Raw genomic sequence first — 15,685 nt, 5'->3', positions numbered from 1 at the left:
AGGACAGAAATCGTGAAGGCACTCGTACTCTCTGGTGGAGCGGGCACACGCCTGCGGCCCATCACGCACACCTCGGCCAAACAGCTGGTGCCCGTCGCCAACAAGCCGGTGCTGTTCTACGGCCTGGAGGCGATCGCCGAGGCCGGGATCACCGAGGTCGGCGTGATCGTGGGCGACACCGCCGAAGAGATCCGCGAAGCCGTCGGCGACGGTTCCCAGTTCGGGATCAAGGTCACCTACATCCCGCAGGACCAGCCGCTCGGTCTCGCGCACGCCGTGCTGATCGCCCAGGACTTCCTCGGCGACGACGACTTCGTGATGTACCTCGGCGACAACTTCATCGTCGGCGGCATCAGCGGTCTGGTCGACGAGTTCCGCTCCGAGCGCCCGGACGCCCAGATCCTTCTCACCAAGGTCCCCAACCCGACCTCGTTCGGTGTCGCCGAGCTGGACGGCACCGGGCGCGTCGTAGGGCTCGAGGAGAAGCCGAAGCAGCCCAAGAGCGACCTCGCTCTGGTCGGCGTCTACCTGTTCACGCCGGCCATTCACGAAGCGGTGCGCTCCATCGAGCCGTCCTGGCGCGGCGAGCTGGAGATCACGCACGCCATCCAGTGGCTCATCGACCAGCAGCGCGACGTCCGCTCCACGACGATCGGCGGCTACTGGAAGGACACCGGCAACGTCACCGACATGCTGGAGGTCAACCGTTCGGTGCTGGAGAGCGTCGAGCCGGTCGTCGAGGGTACGGTCGACGAGAGCAGCGAGATCATCGGCCGGGTCAGGATCGAAGCGGGCGCCAAGGTCAGCGGCAGCCGGATCGTCGGCCCGGCGATCATCGGCGCCGACACCGTGATCAGTGACGCCTACGTCGGCCCGTTCACCTCGGTCTCCGAGGGATGCCGGATCGAGGACAGCGAGATCGAGTACTCCATCGTCCTGCGCGGCTCGTCGATCACCGGTGTGCGCCGTGTCGAGGCGTCCCTCATCGGCCGTGACGTCGTCGTCACGCCCGCTCCCCGCAACCCGTCCGCCCACCGACTCGTGCTCGGTGACCACAGCAAGGTGCAGATCTCCTCATGACCACGAAGATCCTGGTGACCGGCGGCGCCGGCTTCATCGGCTCCCACTACGTCCGCACCGTGCTCGGCCCCGAGGGTCCCGGTGACATCGCCGTCACCGTGCTGGACAAGCTGACGTACGCGGGCAACCCGGCCAACCTCGACGAGGTCCGTGAGCACCCCGGCTTCTCGTTCGTGCAGGGCGACATCTGCGACGCCGAGCTCGTCGGCAAGCTCATGGCCGAGCACGACCAGGTGGTGCACTTCGCGGCCGAGTCGCACGTGGACCGGTCCATCGACGGCGGCGCCGAATTCGTCCGCACCAACGTGGTGGGCACCCACACGCTGATCGACGCCGCGCACCGGGCCGGCATCAAGACCTTCGTGCACATCTCCACCGACGAGGTCTACGGCTCGATCGACGAGGGCTCCTGGCCCGAGACGCACCCGCTGGAGCCCAACTCCCCGTACTCCTCGGCCAAGGCGTCCAGCGACCTGATCGCCCTGTCGTACCACCGCACCCACGGTCTGGACGTGCGGGTGACCCGGTGCTCGAACAACTACGGGCACCACCACTTCCCCGAGAAGGTCATCCCGCTGTTCATCACGAACCTGCTGGACGGCAAGAAGGTCCCGCTGTACGGCGACGGCGGCAACGTGCGTGACTGGCTGCACATCGACGACCACGTGCAGGGCATCGAGCTGGTCCGCACCAAGGGCCGCGCGGGCGAGGTCTACAACATCGGCGGCGGCACCGAGCTTTCCAACAAGGAGCTCACCGGGCTGCTGCTGGAGGCGTGCGGCGCGGACTGGGACACCAGCGTCGAGTACGTCACCGACCGCAAGGGCCATGACCGCCGCTACTCGGTCGACTGCAGCAAGATCCGTGAGGAGCTCGGTTACGAGCCCCGCAAGGAGTTCGCGAAGGGCCTCGCGGAGACGGTCCAGTGGTACCGCGACAACCGCGCCTGGTGGGAGCCCCTGAAGGAGCGTGCGGCGCTGTGAGTGTCTGGCTCGTGACCGGCGCCGGCGGCATGCTGGCCCCGGACGTACTGGAGCGGCTGGCGGCCGACGGCATCCAGGCCGTCGGCCGAGGCCGGGCCGACCTGGACATCACCGACCCCGAGTCGGTCCGCGCGGCCATGGCCGAGCACCGGCCGGCCGTCGTCGTCAACTGCGCCGCATGGACGGACGTCGACGGCGCGGAGACCCAGGAGGAGGCCGCTCTCGCGGTCAACGGCACCGGCCCCCGGGTGCTGGCAGAGGCTTGCAAGGAGGCCGGAGCGGTGCTGCTCCACGTCTCCACGGACTACGTCTTCGCCGGCGACGGGACCAAGCCCTACGCCGAGGACGCCCCCACGGGCCCGCGCAGCGCGTACGGGCGCACCAAGCTGGCGGGCGAGGGGGCCGTACTCGACCTGCTGCCCGACACCGGCCATGTGGTCCGGACGGCGTGGCTGTACGGTGCGGGCGGCCCCAACTTCGTCCGCACCATGATCAAGCTGGAAGCGGTCAAGGACACCCTCGACGTCGTCGACGACCAGCGGGGCCAGCCCACCTGGACCGCCGATCTGGCCGATCGCCTGGTCCGGCTCGGGCAGGGCGCACTGGCGGGCACCGTCAAGGCGGGCGTCCACCACGGCACCAGCAGCGGTGAGACGACCTGGTTCGAGTTCACCCGGGAGATCTTCCGGCTGCTGGGCGCGGACCCGGAGCGGGTGCGCCCGACGACGAGCGCGGCCTTCGTCCGGCCGGCCCCCCGTCCTTCTTACAGCGTGCTCGGACACGAGGGGTGGCGGGCCACGGGTATCGAACCCATCCGCGACTGGCGCGAGGCGCTCGCAGAGGCGTTCCCCTCGCTGGTCGCGGCGGAGCGTGGCAACGACACACCCGACACTACCCGCCGGTAGATGTTTACCGTCAGGCCACGTACCCGCTAACTTCGCTGGGAATCAATCACGTTGATTCCCAGCGAAGGGCCCCACAAGGTGGACCGCCACAACTTCCTGCGCCATCTGCACCGCGTCTACAAGCCCCGGAACTATCTGGAGATCGGGGTCAACGACGGTCGCAGTCTGGCGCTGTCCCGTGTTCCCTCCGTCGCCGTCGACCCCGCTTTCCGGGTCGTGACGGACATCAGTTGCGACGTCCATCTGGTCAGGGCCACCAGTGACGACTTCTTTGCGCGCAAGGACCCGCTCCTGCACCTGCGCAACGGCCGCAACCCCTTCCGCGCGCTCGCCCGCAAGGACCCGATGAACCTTCTCGGCGCGGATCCCAAGCTGGAGCTCTCCTTCATCGACGGAATGCACCTTTTCGAATTCGCGCTGCGCGACTTCATGAACGTCGAGAAGCACTCCCGGTGGTCGAGCGTCATCGTTCTCGACGACATGCTCCCGCGCGATGTCGACGAGGCCGCCCGTGACCGCCACACGAAGTTCTGGGCGGGCGACGTCTACAAGGTCGCCGAGGTGCTCCGCAAGCACCGCCCCGACCTGGTGGTCGTCGAGGTGGACACCGAGCCGACCGGCGTGGTCTGCGTCTTCGGTGCCGATCCCGACAGCACGGTGCTCAAGCACGGATACGACAAGATCCTCGAGGAGTACGTCGTCCCGGACCCGCAGAACGTCCCCGAGGAGGTGCTGGTCCGCAAGAACGCGGTCCGGCCCGAGGCGCTGCTGGGCGCGGACTTCTGGCCGGGCCTGATCCGGGCCCGTACGCTGCGGCGTCCCCGTTCGGCCTTCGCCCAGGTGCGCCGGGGCATCGAGGCCGTCAGGGGCTGACCGCCCACCGGCACACCGGAGCCCCCGAGGCCGACGGCCTCGGGGGCTCCTTGCTGTTCACCGCAGGGCGGCTCAGCCGCGCTCGCGCAGCTGCGCGTAGTACGCCCGGCAGTCCTCGTACGACGGCAGCAGGCCCTGTGCCTTTGCCTCGGCGAGCGTCGGCGCGGCTTCGTCCTTCTCGGACAGCAGGGGCGTGATGCCCTCGGGCCACTCGATGCCGAGCTCCGGGTCGAGCGGGTTGATGCCGTGCTCGCGACCGGGGGAGTACCCCTCGGAGCAGAGGTAGACCACGGTCGCGTCGTCGGTCAGCGCCATGAAGGCGTGTCCGAGGCCCTCCGACAGATAGACGGAGTGGTGGTCGGCGTCGTCGAGGCGCACCGCCTCCCACGTCCCGAAGGTCGGCGAGCCGACCCGGATGTCGACGATCACGTCCAGCACAGCGCCACGCACGCACTTGACGTACTTGGCCTGGCTCGGCGGCACGTCGGCGAAGTGAATGCCGCGCAGGGTGCCACGGCTCGACACCGAGCAGTTGGCCTGGGCGAGGTTCAGACCGTGCCCGGCCGCCTCGGTGAACTCCGGAGCCTTGAACCACTCGTGAAAGCTGCCCCGGCTGTCCGTGAAGATCTTCGGCTCATGCACCCAGGCTCCGGCGATGGAGAGCTGCCGCATGGGATCACATCCTTGTTCTGTTGCTGTGGAAAGTGCGTGGGGCGCCGGCCGGCCCGGTCAGCCGGTGATCCGGGCGGCGAGGCGGCGGACCTTCTTGCGAGCCGAGGGGGGCAGCCTGCGCACGATCGGGCGGGCCACCCCGAGCAGCCGGCGCAGCCGGAAGCTCCGGCGCAGCGCGGCCACCTCACGCATCAGGGCCGCGTCGGCCTGCGGCAGGCTGTCGTCGAGCTGCAGGCGGCCACCCGTGTCGACGCGCACGCCGCACAGGGGCGCCAGCGGGCCCTTGTCTCCGTCCAGACGGGCCGAGAGCTGCCACTGCCCTGCCGGAGCCCCCGGCATACGGGCGGGAACCGTCAGGTGGGCGCGGCCCTTGACCGGACGGATCTCCGTCGGGAAGGAGTGCACGACCTTCGGCGCGGCGTCGGCGTCCTGCGCCGCCTCATCGCCCGCGGCAGGCTCGCTCAGCACCAGCGCCGCCCTGCCGCTCGCGGACTTGGCGGTGGTGAACACCTCCAGGCGCAGCTCGCTCTGCCCGCCGGCGAGCCGCAGCACGGGGCGGCCCTCCAGGTAGGTGGCGATCTTCTTGGCGCGGCGCGCCACATCGAGGGTCAGGTTCCCGTGAGGGTCCGTGAAGTACGGGATCACGGGGCGGACCGGGGACGAGAGCAGCGCGGGCAGGCACTTGGCATCGACGTGCTCGGCGCGGTCGGCGCCGAGGCGGGCCTTGCGCACGACACCCAGGCCCCGCAGCGGCACCCAGACGTCCCAGAAGCCGCGCGAGACCTTGCCCCGGCCAGGAGCGCCCTCGGAGGACAGCTGGCCGGTGCCGCGCAGGAGGACGCGGCAGACGTCGTCCCCCAGCTCGTCGATCTCGGTGGTGAAGGTGGCGGGGCAGGGCCACTCGACGGCGGTCTCGCGGTTGCGGAGCGAGATCTCGGCCTTGAAGGTGTCCAGGTCGTCGGTGACGTCGACGAGGGAGTCGTCGTCCACGACTCCCTCGGTGACATCCGGGTGGATGTACAGCCGGCCGTCGCGGCGCAGCAGCGTCAGGGGCTTCTGGTCCTCGCCGTACACGAGCTGGCCGGTGACCTTGATGGAGATCCGGCCGTCGGGCTGCCAGTCGAAGTCCTCCAGGCGGGCCGTCGCCTTGACGGAGGCGGCGAGGCGGGCGAGGCGCACCAGGCCCTGCTGGTCGTTCGCGCGCAGCAGCGTGGAACGCAGCCGCAGCAGTGGACCGAGACCGTTGTGCACGCCCTCGCCCACGAAGTCCTCGACGAGCGGCAGGATCGCCTGGACCATCTCGTCGAGGTACTCGGCGTCGTACTTCAGCACGGACGGCTCGCTGAGGCGGCCGAGCATCTCCACACGGTAGAAGCGGCGCAGCAACTGGTCACGGAAGTCGCCCGGCTCGGTGTTGGCGACCACGACGTCGAGGACCTCGCGGAGGTTGCCGTAGTAGCCGGACGGCACGATCTTCGCGGAGCCCGCGTTCTTCCCGTCGTCGCGGCGGGAGTAGTAGTAGCAGGTGTACGTGCCCAGGATGGAGACGACCTTGGCGGGGAAATACGCCTCCATCATGTACAGCTGGTCCTCGAGGCGGCGCTTGCCCTCGGGGTAGGCGATGTTGTTCTCGCGCAGGAACTCCGTACGGAACATCTTGTGCGGAGTGAGGCTGTCGTACAGCGGGGCGTCCTTGAGCGAGCACTTCTCGCGGTTCTTCTTGAAGACGCCGTGCGGAACGCCGCGGAAGTTGCTGGCGACCTTGCCGATGACGATGTCCGAGCCGTTGCGGTGCCCCATGTCGTAGAGACGGCGCAGCGCGTCGGAGGCCAGGTAGTCGTCCTGGTCGACGAACTGGACGTACTCGCCCTTGGCCTCGGCGACGCCGATGTTGCGAGGCTTGCCCGGCCAGCCCGAGTTGGGAATGTGGATCACACGGAAGTGAGGGTGCTCCTTGGCCAGCTTGTCGAGCCGCTCCGCAGTGTCGTCGGTCGATCCGTCGTTGACGAAGAGCACCTCGAACTCGTCCGCCGGAAGGGTCTGGCGAACGAGCGAATCGATGCACGGATCGATGTACTTGCCCGGGTTGTAGACCGGGATGACGACGCTCACTTTGGTTGACACAACTGTGCCCATCTCTTGTGGGAACCCTGGCGCGAAGGTGGGGTGGGGCGCCGGCCGGCCCGGTACGGGGCACGGGCCACCGTCCGCTCTGAGGGCGGGCCACCGTCCGGTTGCACTCTATCGGTTGCCGGCGTGCGACAGTTCAGTCGCATGCCAGTGACATCCCGGTGACATCCGGACGGCACAGGGACGCGCCCGCCCGGCGGAGCCGGCGATCTTGGTGCCGTGCCGTCGTCACGGCTGAGAACGGGTGACGTTCCTTACTTTGTTTTGACGCCGATGTCAGTGGGCGGACAGACTGACGCCTCCGTCCGGTCGCTTGGGGGACATCATCATTCGGCACATCCGCAGCAGTGCTCGTCGTCTGTGCTGGACGCACGGCTCGGTCGCCGAGCGCTTCTCGGGACGTGACAACAGCCTCGGAGTCCTCAGGCTTTCACTGGCCATGGCGGTCGTCGTCTCCCACGCCAGTGTCCTCGGCTTCGGCGACAAGGAATTCGGGCACTTCTTCAGCCACGGCCAGACCGACCTCGGGAAGCTGGCCGTCTACGGCTTCTTCGTCCTGTCCGGCATCCTGGTGACCCGCAGCGGCAAACGCCTGTCCCTCGGGCGCTTCATGTGGCACCGGGCCCTGCGGCTCCTCCCGGGACTGTGGGTCTGTCTCGCCGTCACCGCCCTCGTGGTCGCCCCCTTCCTGTACTGGCGCCAGCAGCACGGCCTGGACGGTTTCCTCGGCCACGCCGACGGGCCCCTGGACTACCTGCGGGCCAACTGGGCCGTCGCCCTCCAACAGCGCGACATCTCCGGGGTGATGGCGACTGCCCGTGACGCCGGGCTCGCGCACAGCCCGAGCTTCGACGCCGCCCTCTGGTCGCTGCGCTACGAGGTGCTCTGCTACGCCGGAGTGGCACTGCTCGCGGTGACGGGCGCTCTCACCCGGGCCCGCCGGGTGGTCGTGCTGATCACAGCGGTGCTGGGATGGCTCGTCGTCCGGCAGGCCATGGACTTCTCCTACTGGGCCGGATTCGACGACTCGTCGTACTACAAGAGCGTCGTGCTCGTGCCGGCCATGGGACGGTTCGACCCGGACGTCGTCGTCCATCTCGGCTTCGCCTTCGCCCTCGGCGCCCTCATCGAGCTCTACCGCGAGCGCATCCCGGTCAGCGACGTCCTGGGCGTCGCCTCGGCGCTGGTGCTGCTCGCCAGCCTGCGCTTCGGCTACCTGTACACCGTGGGACTGCCCGCCTTCGCGTATCTGCTGGTGTGGCTCGCGATCCGGCTGCCCGCTCCGTTCCGCCGCATCGGGGCCCGGCACGACTACTCGTACGGCATCTACATCTACGGCTTCGTCGTGCAGCAGGCGCTGGCCGTCCTCGGGCTCGCCCGCTACGGGTTCTGGGCGTACCTCGCCATGTCCGTGGCCGGCACGCTGATCGCCGCCGTGCTGTCGTGGCACCTCGTGGAACGCCCCGCGATGCGGTTCAAGGACCTGGGTCGCTCCCGCCGGCCGCGGAACACGCCCGCCGCGCAGGGGCGGGCCCGTGAGGCGGAAGGACAGCAGGCCGTTCCGGACGACGACAAGGTCCTCGTCGACAGCGGAAGCCGCAGCGCGACCTGATCGCCGGCGCACCCGTCGCCGCCTGTCCAGCGGGCGGAATGCGCGCGCACACGGTGCGTGCGCTGGCATACATTCGGCCTTGTGACAGAGGCGAGGCAGAGCGTGGCAGGACAAGTCGCAGGGCAGGCCGAAGAGCGGCGGACCGTGGAGGGAACGACGGCCGGGCACTCGACCGCCGGGCAGCCGGCCCCGTCGAGGACGCAGGTGACCGAGGCACGCAGGATCGTCGTCAAGGTCGGCTCGTCCTCCCTGACCACCGCCGCAGGCGGACTGGACGCGGACCGGGTGGACGCCCTCGTCGACGTCCTCGCCAAGATCCGCAGCGGCGGCGAGAAGGAGATAGTGCTGGTCTCCTCGGGCGCCATCGCGGCCGGTCTGGCACCGCTGGGCCTGGCCCGCCGCCCCAAGGACCTCGCCCGCCAGCAGGCCGCCGCCAGCGTCGGCCAGGGACTGCTCGTCGCCCGCTACACCGCCTCCTTCGCCCGCTACGGCGTCCGCGTCGGCCAGGTACTGCTCACCAGCGACGACACCAGCCGCCGCGCCCACTACCGCAACGCGTACCGGACCCTGGACCAGCTGCTCGCCATGGGCGCGGTCCCGGTCGTCAACGAGAACGACACCGTCGCCACCGACGAGATCCGCTTCGGCGACAACGACCGGCTCGCCGCCCTCGTCGCCCACCTCGTACGGGCCGACCTGCTGGTGCTGCTCTCCGACGTCGACGGCCTCTACGACGGGGACCCGGCCCGCCCCGGCACGTCCCGTATCGACGAGGTCCACGGCCCCGACGACATCGCCCATGTGCAGATCGGCAGCGCGGGCAAGGCAGGCGTCGGTACCGGCGGCATGGTCACCAAGGTGGAGGCGGCCCGGATCGCCGCCGCCGCCGGCGTGCCCGTGGTCCTCACCTCGGCGAGCCGAGCGGCCGACGGCCTCTCGGGTCGCGCGACCGGGACGTTCTTCCACGCCACCGGCCGTCGCTCGGCCGACCGGCTGCTGTGGCTGGCTCACGCATCCGCCCCGCAGGGCTCCCTGACCCTCGACGACGGAGCCGTACGGGCCGTCGTGGTGGGCAGGAAGTCGCTGCTGCCGGCGGGCATCGCCGGCGTGGACGGCGAGTTCAGCGCCGGGGACCCGGTGGAGCTGCGTGACGCCGCCGGGCGGGCCGTGGCACGCGGGCTGGTCAACTTCGACGCCAAGGAGATCCCGCAGCTGCTGGGCCGCTCCACCAAGGAGCTGGCCAAGGAACTGGGCCCGGAGTACGAACGGGAAGTCGTACACAGGGACGATCTGGTCGTCCTTGAGCCCTGAAAGGCGCAAAGTCCCGCCCTGCGGCACAGACCTTTGCCAAAACCGCCACACGCTCCGCCGTGGGCTGGTCAACTTTGTTGCGGGGGACGCGGGGAACGGCTCGATGACGCAGCTCGACGAAGCACGCAGCAACAGGGAGGCCGCCGGTGAGAGGAGCGCGCCCAGGGGACGCACCCCGAGGGAACGGGAGGCTGCCCTACGCCCGCCGGGCGGTGGGCGAGGAGCGGGCCCTGACCAGCGTAGGGCAGGGCGCCGACTTCGGTGAACGGCCCGGTGAAGGTCCGGCCGGGAGCGGGACCGGCGCTCCGGGGGCCGGGACACGGCCCGCCCCCGGTGGCGACGAGCGAGTGCTGTCCCGCCTGTGGCACGTCACCCTCACCGTCTCCGGCGCGGAGGCCCCCCTGAGGGACGTCCGCCGCGGGCTCGAGCAGCTGGCCCACGACCACCCCTTCCTCCTCACCAGCCGGTACGCGGGCGACCACGCGGAGATCCGCTACTGGGAAGAGGCGCGCGACCTGCACGACGCGGCCGCCGTCGCGCTCAGGCTGTGGGGCGAGCACCGGTCCACGGCCAAGCTGCCGCCGTGGGAGATCGTCGGCCTCGAGGTCATCGACCGACAGACCTACCACCAGCGCGTCGCCGAGGGTTACGGCCCGCCACCCGCCGCGCCCGTCGGAGTGCACCCCTTCTGAGCAGCCCGTTCCGACGCGGGCCGGACCCGGTCGTCTCGTACTCCGGGATGTGTGCCGGTGCCCGTCGACGGCGCATTACGCTGCACGTATGACGTCGCTCTCTTCGGTCTCGCCGTACGACAACATGTCCCCGGTCGCCCAGGCGGCCTACCGGGCCCGCGCCGCGGCCGCCGACCTCGCCCCCCTGCCGCGGTCCGCCAAGGACGACGCCCTGCTGGCGATGGCCGACGCCCTCGAGGTCCGTACGAGCGAGATCGTCGAGGCCAACGCCGAGGACGTCGCACGCGCGCGTGAGGCGGGCACCAGCGAGGCGATCATCGACCGGCTCACGCTCACCCCCGAGCGGGTGCGGGCCATTGCCGCCGACGTGCGTGACGTGGCCGCACTGCCGGACCCGGTCGGCGAGGTCGTGCGCGGCTCGACCCTGCCCAACGGCATCGACCTGCGCCAGGTGCGGGTCCCGCTCGGCGTCGTCGGCATCATCTACGAGGCCCGGCCGAACGTGACCGTGGACGCCGCCGCGCTCTGCCTCAAGTCGGGCAACGCGGTGCTGCTGCGCGGCTCGTCCTCCGCGTACTCCTCCAACATGGCCCTGGTGCGCGTGCTGCGGGACGCGGTCGGCGGCTCCGGTCTGCCGGCCGACGCCGTGCAACTGGTGCCGGGCGAGAGCCGGGACTCCGTACGGGAGCTGATGCGGGCGCGCGGCATGGTCGACGTGCTGATCCCGCGCGGCGGCGCCTCCCTGATCCGCACGGTTGTCGAGGAGTCCACCGTCCCCGTCATCGAGACGGGCACCGGGAACTGCCACGTCTATGTGGACGCGGAGACCGACATCGACATGGCCGTGGCGATCCTGCTCAACTCCAAGGCCCAGCGCCCGAGCGTCTGCAACGCCGCGGAGACCCTGCTCGTCCACAAGGACGTCGCGGCCGCCTTCCTGCCGCGCGCGCTGGACGCGCTCGCGGACGCCGGGGTGACCGTGCACGGCGACGAGCGGGTCGTCGAGTACGCGGACGCCACCAAGGCCAAGATCGTGCCCGCCACCGCCGAGGACTGGGAGACGGAGTACCTCTCCTACGACATCGCGGCAGCCGTCGTCGAGTCGCTGGAGTCGGCCGTCGCCCACATCCGGCTCTGGTCCTCCGGCCACACCGAGGCGATCGTCACCACCTCCCAGGCCGCGGCCCGGCGATTCACCCAGTTGGTGGATTCCACGACGGTCGCGGTGAACGCGTCCACGCGTTTCACCGACGGTGGTCAGTTCGGATTCGGCGCCGAGATCGGGATCTCCACGCAGAAGCTGCACGCGCGGGGCCCGATGGGGCTTCCCGAGCTGACCTCGACGAAGTACATCGTGACGGGCGACGGCCACACCAGGTGACCGTCAGCGGGGCTGTGCCCCGTGTCACCCGGGCGGGGAGAGTTTGCGCTCTCCCTGCCCAAACCGGCCCCCCAGGTCTACTCTGAAGGCGTGCCGGACGACGTGGGGGGCATGCCGTTCCCGGACGGCTGGGAGCCCGACGACGACCGCGGGGGCGCGGACGAGGACTTCGCCACCGTGGTGTTCGACGAGGACTTCGTACGGGCCGCCACGATCCACGAACCGACCGCGGTGGAGCGGCTGCTCGCCGCCGCCGAAGCGCGCGCGGAGGCCGAGGCCGCCCGCTCCGGCCCACGGGGCCACTCGGCCGACGACGACCTCTACGAAGGCCACGCGGGCCGGTACCGCCGCCGCGCTGACGACCACGAGGACGACGAGGACACCTCCAGCGGCGGTTGGGCAGGCCCCTACGGACCGCACGGCGGCGCGTTGCGCCCCTATCGGGGCAGCGCGCGCTGGCACCGGCCGGTGGCCTGGATCCTGGCGCTGGTGATGGGCATCGGGATGGTCGCGCTCGCCTTCACGGCCGTCTACCGCGGGGCCTCCAACAACAACCGCCAGGAGCCGGTACCGCAGCCCGCACGGACCGGCGTGGACGCGCCTCCGACGGGAGCCACCGTCAGCGGGCGCGGCAACGGCCCGACGGCCGCCCTCGAGCGCTCCGCCTCGGGGGCCTCCACCGTCCCGCCCACCCCGTGAGCCACTGCCCCGCCGACGGCCCCCGTTAACCTCCCGGCGTCAGGCGCGCAACTTGGTGAGACCTCGTCAGAAGTTGTCGCGTACCAGCGCGTTTACCGCACGCCCGGCGGACCTACCCTGAAAGTATGGCTGGGCGTGGAGACCCGCCCGAGGGGACTCCCGAGGGGCTCCCCGGCGGTGGAGAGGACGAGTACGGATCGGTCGTCTTCGACGAGTCCTTCGTCCGTGCTGCCCGCGTCCAGGAATTCTCCGCCATGGAGCGGATGGGCGAGCACGCGCCGGCCGTACGGAGCCTGCCCGCGTGGAACGCCAAGCGGGCGCCCGCACAGATCCTGGTGCTCGTCCTCCTCGTGGTCATCGCCTTCGGGACCGCGATCTACCTCGGTGTCCGGCACCCCTATCAGCCGGCCCCGGGCAGGCAGGCGGAGCCGTTGCGCGTCACGGTGGTCCCGCTCGCGCCGCGGGGCCCGGTGCCGGGCGGCACGCCCGCCGAGCTCTACGCGCACAGCCCGGCGGAACAGTTCCGCACCGGCGCCGCCGGAATCACCATGCCCCCGGTCCGCCGGACCGAGCACTTCTCGGAGGGGCAGGTGATGACCGCGCTGGCGACTGTCAAGGACTACCTCGTGAGGTCCTCGCTCGACCCCGACGTCGTCCTCGGCGACGCCGTGCAGCCCCTGCGCACGCTGCTCCACCCGGACCAGATGCCGCAGTTCGACCGGAGCGTCACCTCACCGGCCGCCGACGGCCGTCATGCCACGACCGGCTGGCTCGTGCGCTTCGACCCTGGGCAGGTCGCGCTGGCGGACTCCGAGGTCCGGGTGCGGGGCACGCTGGAGGTCCTGGAGACCGGGGCGGGCACCCTGGAGATCACCTCGGACCACACCTTCGTCTACGCGCTGCGCAGTGCGGCCGCCGGCCCACCGGGCTCCGACGAGGCCTCCCTCTTCATCGTCCGCCGCGAGCTGCACTTCCGCTTCGACCGTGACGACCTGGCACACCACCGCCTGGAGGTGCGGTCCAGCTATCTCCAGGCCGGGCCCCAGTCCTGCTCCGCCGACGCGTCGGCCGCCCTGCGTCCGCTGCTGGCCGGACAGCGGCCGGACCCCCGCGGTCCGGCCGGCACCGATCCGTACGCGACGGGCCGGGCCTCCGCAGCTGTGTGCGGGTCGCTCGCCCCCGAGGCTCAGCCCTCGCCCTGAGCGCTGCCCGCTTCACCTCCACCCGCCGCACCCGTGCCGTTGCTCCCGCCGCCCGCGGCGCCGTTGCCCATGAACTTGTCCCGCAGCTTGCCGCCGAGGTCGCCGGCACCGCCCGCTATGTCGCCGACCAGCTTCATCAGCGGATCCTTGCTGGTGCGCACCGACTCCGCGTAGTGCGAGGCGGACTCGCGGAAGGAGTCGCTGACCGAGGTGTCCTTGTCCTCGGTGCGGCGCGGGTAGTGGCCGTCCATGATCCGCTGGTAGTCGCGGCTCTCCGCCCACTGCTTCAGCTCGGCGGCACGCACCGTGGTGAACGGGTGGGAGCGGGGCAGCACGTTCAGAATCTTCAGCACCGAGTCACGCAGGTCACCGCCGGCCTCGTATTCCTCTGCCTGCTTGAGGAACGCGTCCACGTTCATCTCGTGCAGGTGGTTGCCGCCGGCGATCTTCATCAGGCCGCGCATCGACGCCTGCAGGTCCTGTCCCACCAGCAGGCCCGCACGGTCGGCGGACAGCTCCGACTTGCGGAACCACTCGCGCAGCGCCGTGACGATGGCCATGATCGCCACATTGCCCAGCGGGATCCAGGCGACCTTCAGCGCCAGGCTGGTGAGGAAGAGCAGGATCGTGCGGTAGACGGAGTGGCCCGACAGGGCATGGCCCACCTCGTGCCCCACGACCGCCCGCATCTCCTCCTCGTCGAGCAGCTCCAAGAGCCCGGTGGTGAGGACGATGATCGGCTCGTCCAGGCCGATGCACATGGCATTGGGCCGCGGGTCCTGCGTCACATACATCGCGGGGACCTTCTCCAGGTCCAGGATGTAGCAGGCGTCGCGCAGCATGTCGTTGAGATGCGCGAACTGGGCGTCGCTCACCCGCACCGAGTCGGAGAGGAACAGCAGCCGCAGGCTGCGCTCGGGAAGCAGCGCGCTGAGCGCCTTGAAAACGGTGTCGAAGCCGCTGAGCTTGCGCAGCGCGACGAGCGCCGAGCGGTCCGCGGGGTGTTCGTAGGCCCGTGAGGAGATCTCCGGGAAACGCTTGCGCTGCCTGCTCGGAACCTGTTCGTGGCTGTCGGTCATGGTGCCCCCTGTTGGTGCGAGTCCTCGCTCGTCCCCCTGACGGACCCCAGCGTAGGGGCTGGGGCCGCGGCACGGTGGGGCCTGTGGACAACTCCCGGCGGCCCTGCGACGGCGTCTGCGGGATGCACAACGACTGAGTCGGCGTGAGCGTGCCCGGGCGGCCCGCATACGATGTGCGCGAAGTCTCCGCTCCCACTCCCGATCGATAGGTTCTGTTGAAGATGAGCCTCACCGGCACCGCCGCAAACCTGGTCACTCTCGCCGAGGGCGCCGAGCACGGCGGCAACCACGCAAGCCTCAGCCCGTACGTCACCGGCATCGGCGCCTTCGCCGTGCTGCTGCTGCTGCTGTGGATCACCACCCGCTTCAACCGCGACCGCTGAGCCGTGGCCGGCGGCCGGTGCCAGTAGGCTCTGCACGCATGGGAGAGCAGATAGTGGCCACGGGCGGCGCCGGCTCCGGTCCGGGCAAGCGCCGACTCGGCGTGATGGGCGGGACGTTCGACCCGATCCACCACGGGCACCTGGTGGCGGCCAGTGAGGTGGCCGCCCTCTTCCACCTCGACGAGGTGGTGTTCGTACCGACCGGGCAGCCGTGGCAGAAGAGCCACAAGAACGTGTCACCGGCCGAGGACCGCTATCTGATGACGGTCATCGCCACGGCGTCCAACCCGCAGTTCTCGGTGAGCCGCATCGACATCGACCGCGCCGGACCTACGTACACGATCGACACACTGCGGGATCTGCGCTCCCTCAACAAGGACTCGGACCTGTACTTCATCACGGGTGCCGACGCGCTTTCCCAGATCCTCGGCTGGCGGAACGCCCAGGAACTCTTCTCGCTCGCCCACTTCATCGGAGTGACCCGTCCGGGCCATGATCTGACGGACGACGGGCTGCCGGAGGGCGGGGTCTCCCTTGTGGAGGTGCCGGCTCTGGCGATCTCGTCGACCGACTGCAGGGAGCGAGTCGCCCACGGGGACCCGGTCTGGTACCTGGTGCCGGACGGTGTGGTGCGCTACATCGACAAGCGCCAGTTGTACCGCGGCGAGTGAGCCGCGGAGAGG

Annotated in this window: 15 protein-coding genes; 12 read left to right on the top strand and 3 right to left on the bottom strand. The window is 70.4% G+C overall.

The annotated features are described in order from the left end of the window. Positions 1 to 12: 12 nt before the first annotated feature. The 4 genes from IE198_RS05315 (at position 13) to IE198_RS05300 (ending at position 3,841) form a co-directional block, all read left to right on the top strand. Positions 13 to 1,080, top strand: a complete 1,068-nt coding sequence (locus IE198_RS05315; protein WP_189883170.1) for a glucose-1-phosphate thymidylyltransferase — start codon at positions 13 to 15, stop codon at positions 1,078 to 1,080. Further along, positions 1,077 to 2,063 (top strand): dTDP-glucose 4,6-dehydratase, encoded by a 987-nt coding sequence (gene rfbB, locus IE198_RS05310; protein WP_189883168.1) that lies wholly within the window; start codon positions 1,077 to 1,079, stop codon positions 2,061 to 2,063. The genes IE198_RS05315 and rfbB overlap by 4 nt, the downstream gene beginning before the upstream one ends. Before the next feature lie 29 nt (positions 2,064 to 2,092). Then, positions 2,093 to 2,968, top strand: coding sequence for a dTDP-4-dehydrorhamnose reductase (gene rfbD / locus IE198_RS05305; protein ID WP_229833777.1), 876 nt, complete (start codon positions 2,093 to 2,095; stop codon positions 2,966 to 2,968). Between the two features lie 78 nt (positions 2,969 to 3,046). After that, the gene (locus IE198_RS05300; protein WP_189883164.1) at positions 3,047 to 3,841 is read left to right on the top strand and encodes an O-methyltransferase; all 795 of its coding nucleotides are present in this window, start codon (positions 3,047 to 3,049) and stop codon (positions 3,839 to 3,841) included. 72 nt (positions 3,842 to 3,913) lie between these two features. On the opposite strand, the gene rfbC is transcribed toward IE198_RS05300, so the two are convergent. Together rfbC and IE198_RS05290 are read right to left on the bottom strand one after the other, a co-directional pair. Then, on the bottom strand, positions 3,914 to 4,513 hold the full coding sequence (rfbC, locus tag IE198_RS05295) for a dTDP-4-dehydrorhamnose 3,5-epimerase (protein WP_189883162.1): 600 nt from the start codon (positions 4,511 to 4,513) through the stop codon (positions 3,914 to 3,916). 57 nt (positions 4,514 to 4,570) lie between these two features. After that, positions 4,571 to 6,625 carry a glycosyltransferase family 2 protein gene (locus IE198_RS05290; RefSeq protein WP_229833754.1) on the bottom strand — a complete coding sequence of 685 codons (2,055 nt, stop codon included), beginning with the start codon at positions 6,623 to 6,625 and terminating at the stop codon, positions 4,571 to 4,573. A gap of 331 nt (positions 6,626 to 6,956) precedes the next feature. Between IE198_RS05290 and IE198_RS05285 the strand changes: the two genes are divergently transcribed. From IE198_RS05285 to IE198_RS05260, 6 genes are all read left to right on the top strand, one after another. Beyond that, positions 6,957 to 8,255: an acyltransferase family protein gene (locus tag IE198_RS05285; RefSeq protein WP_229833753.1), complete on the top strand. Its 1,299-nt coding sequence runs from the start codon at positions 6,957 to 6,959 to the stop codon at positions 8,253 to 8,255. Between the two features lie 204 nt (positions 8,256 to 8,459). After that, positions 8,460 to 9,566: a glutamate 5-kinase gene (gene proB, locus IE198_RS05280; protein WP_189883671.1), complete on the top strand. Its 1,107-nt coding sequence runs from the start codon at positions 8,460 to 8,462 to the stop codon at positions 9,564 to 9,566. A gap of 146 nt (positions 9,567 to 9,712) precedes the next feature. Further along, complete coding sequence (locus IE198_RS05275) at positions 9,713 to 10,258, top strand: DUF8830 family protein (RefSeq protein ID WP_189883160.1); 546 nt, start codon at positions 9,713 to 9,715, stop codon at positions 10,256 to 10,258. An 88-nt stretch (positions 10,259 to 10,346) separates the two neighbouring features. Further along, the gene (locus IE198_RS05270; protein WP_189883157.1) at positions 10,347 to 11,639 is read left to right on the top strand and encodes a glutamate-5-semialdehyde dehydrogenase; all 1,293 of its coding nucleotides are present in this window, start codon (positions 10,347 to 10,349) and stop codon (positions 11,637 to 11,639) included. A 90-nt stretch (positions 11,640 to 11,729) separates the two neighbouring features. Continuing rightward, entirely contained in the window at positions 11,730 to 12,338 is a 609-nt protein-coding gene (locus IE198_RS05265) for an SCO2584 family spore wall biosynthesis protein (protein WP_189883155.1), read from the top strand. Between the two features lie 125 nt (positions 12,339 to 12,463). After that, positions 12,464 to 13,540, top strand: coding sequence for an SCO2583 family membrane protein (locus IE198_RS05260; protein ID WP_189883153.1), 1,077 nt, complete (start codon positions 12,464 to 12,466; stop codon positions 13,538 to 13,540). Here IE198_RS05260 and IE198_RS05255 read toward each other — a convergent pair. Next, complete coding sequence (locus tag IE198_RS05255) at positions 13,525 to 14,619, bottom strand: M48 family metallopeptidase (RefSeq protein WP_189883150.1); 1,095 nt, start codon at positions 14,617 to 14,619, stop codon at positions 13,525 to 13,527. The two genes, IE198_RS05260 and IE198_RS05255, sit on opposite strands and share 16 nt — an antisense overlap. A gap of 221 nt (positions 14,620 to 14,840) precedes the next feature. On the opposite strand from IE198_RS05255, the gene IE198_RS05250 reads away from it, so the two are divergent. Continuing rightward, the gene (locus tag IE198_RS05250; RefSeq protein ID WP_189883148.1) at positions 14,841 to 15,002 is read left to right on the top strand and encodes a hypothetical protein; all 162 of its coding nucleotides are present in this window, start codon (positions 14,841 to 14,843) and stop codon (positions 15,000 to 15,002) included. 38 nt (positions 15,003 to 15,040) lie between these two features. Then, entirely contained in the window at positions 15,041 to 15,673 is a 633-nt protein-coding gene (gene nadD / locus IE198_RS05245) for a nicotinate-nucleotide adenylyltransferase (RefSeq protein WP_189883146.1), read from the top strand. Positions 15,674 to 15,685: the final 12 nt, after the last annotated feature.

The organism is Streptomyces xantholiticus (assembly GCF_014651015.1).
GTDB lineage: Bacteria > Actinomycetota > Actinomycetes > Streptomycetales > Streptomycetaceae > Streptomyces > Streptomyces xantholiticus.
This window is presented reverse-complemented; position numbering and strand designations above follow the sequence as displayed.

Bases quoted from the DNA above. Each gene is read 5' to 3' on its own strand.
- IE198_RS05255 (WP_189883150.1), bottom strand. From the start codon at position 14,619: ATGACCGACAGCCACGAACAGGTTCCGAGCAGGCAGCGCAAGCGTTTC.
- nadD (WP_189883146.1), top strand. From the start codon at position 15,041: ATGGGAGAGCAGATAGTGGCCACGGGCGGCGCCGGCTCCGGTCCGGGC.
- rfbB (WP_189883168.1), top strand. From the start codon at position 1,077: ATGACCACGAAGATCCTGGTGACCGGCGGCGCCGGCTTCATCGGCTCC.
- rfbC (WP_189883162.1), bottom strand. From the start codon at position 4,513: ATGCGGCAGCTCTCCATCGCCGGAGCCTGGGTGCATGAGCCGAAGATC.
- rfbD (WP_229833777.1), top strand. From the start codon at position 2,093: ATGCTGGCCCCGGACGTACTGGAGCGGCTGGCGGCCGACGGCATCCAG.
- IE198_RS05260 (WP_189883153.1), top strand. From the start codon at position 12,464: ATGGCTGGGCGTGGAGACCCGCCCGAGGGGACTCCCGAGGGGCTCCCC.
- IE198_RS05250 (WP_189883148.1), top strand. From the start codon at position 14,841: ATGAGCCTCACCGGCACCGCCGCAAACCTGGTCACTCTCGCCGAGGGC.
- IE198_RS05270 (WP_189883157.1), top strand. From the start codon at position 10,347: ATGACGTCGCTCTCTTCGGTCTCGCCGTACGACAACATGTCCCCGGTC.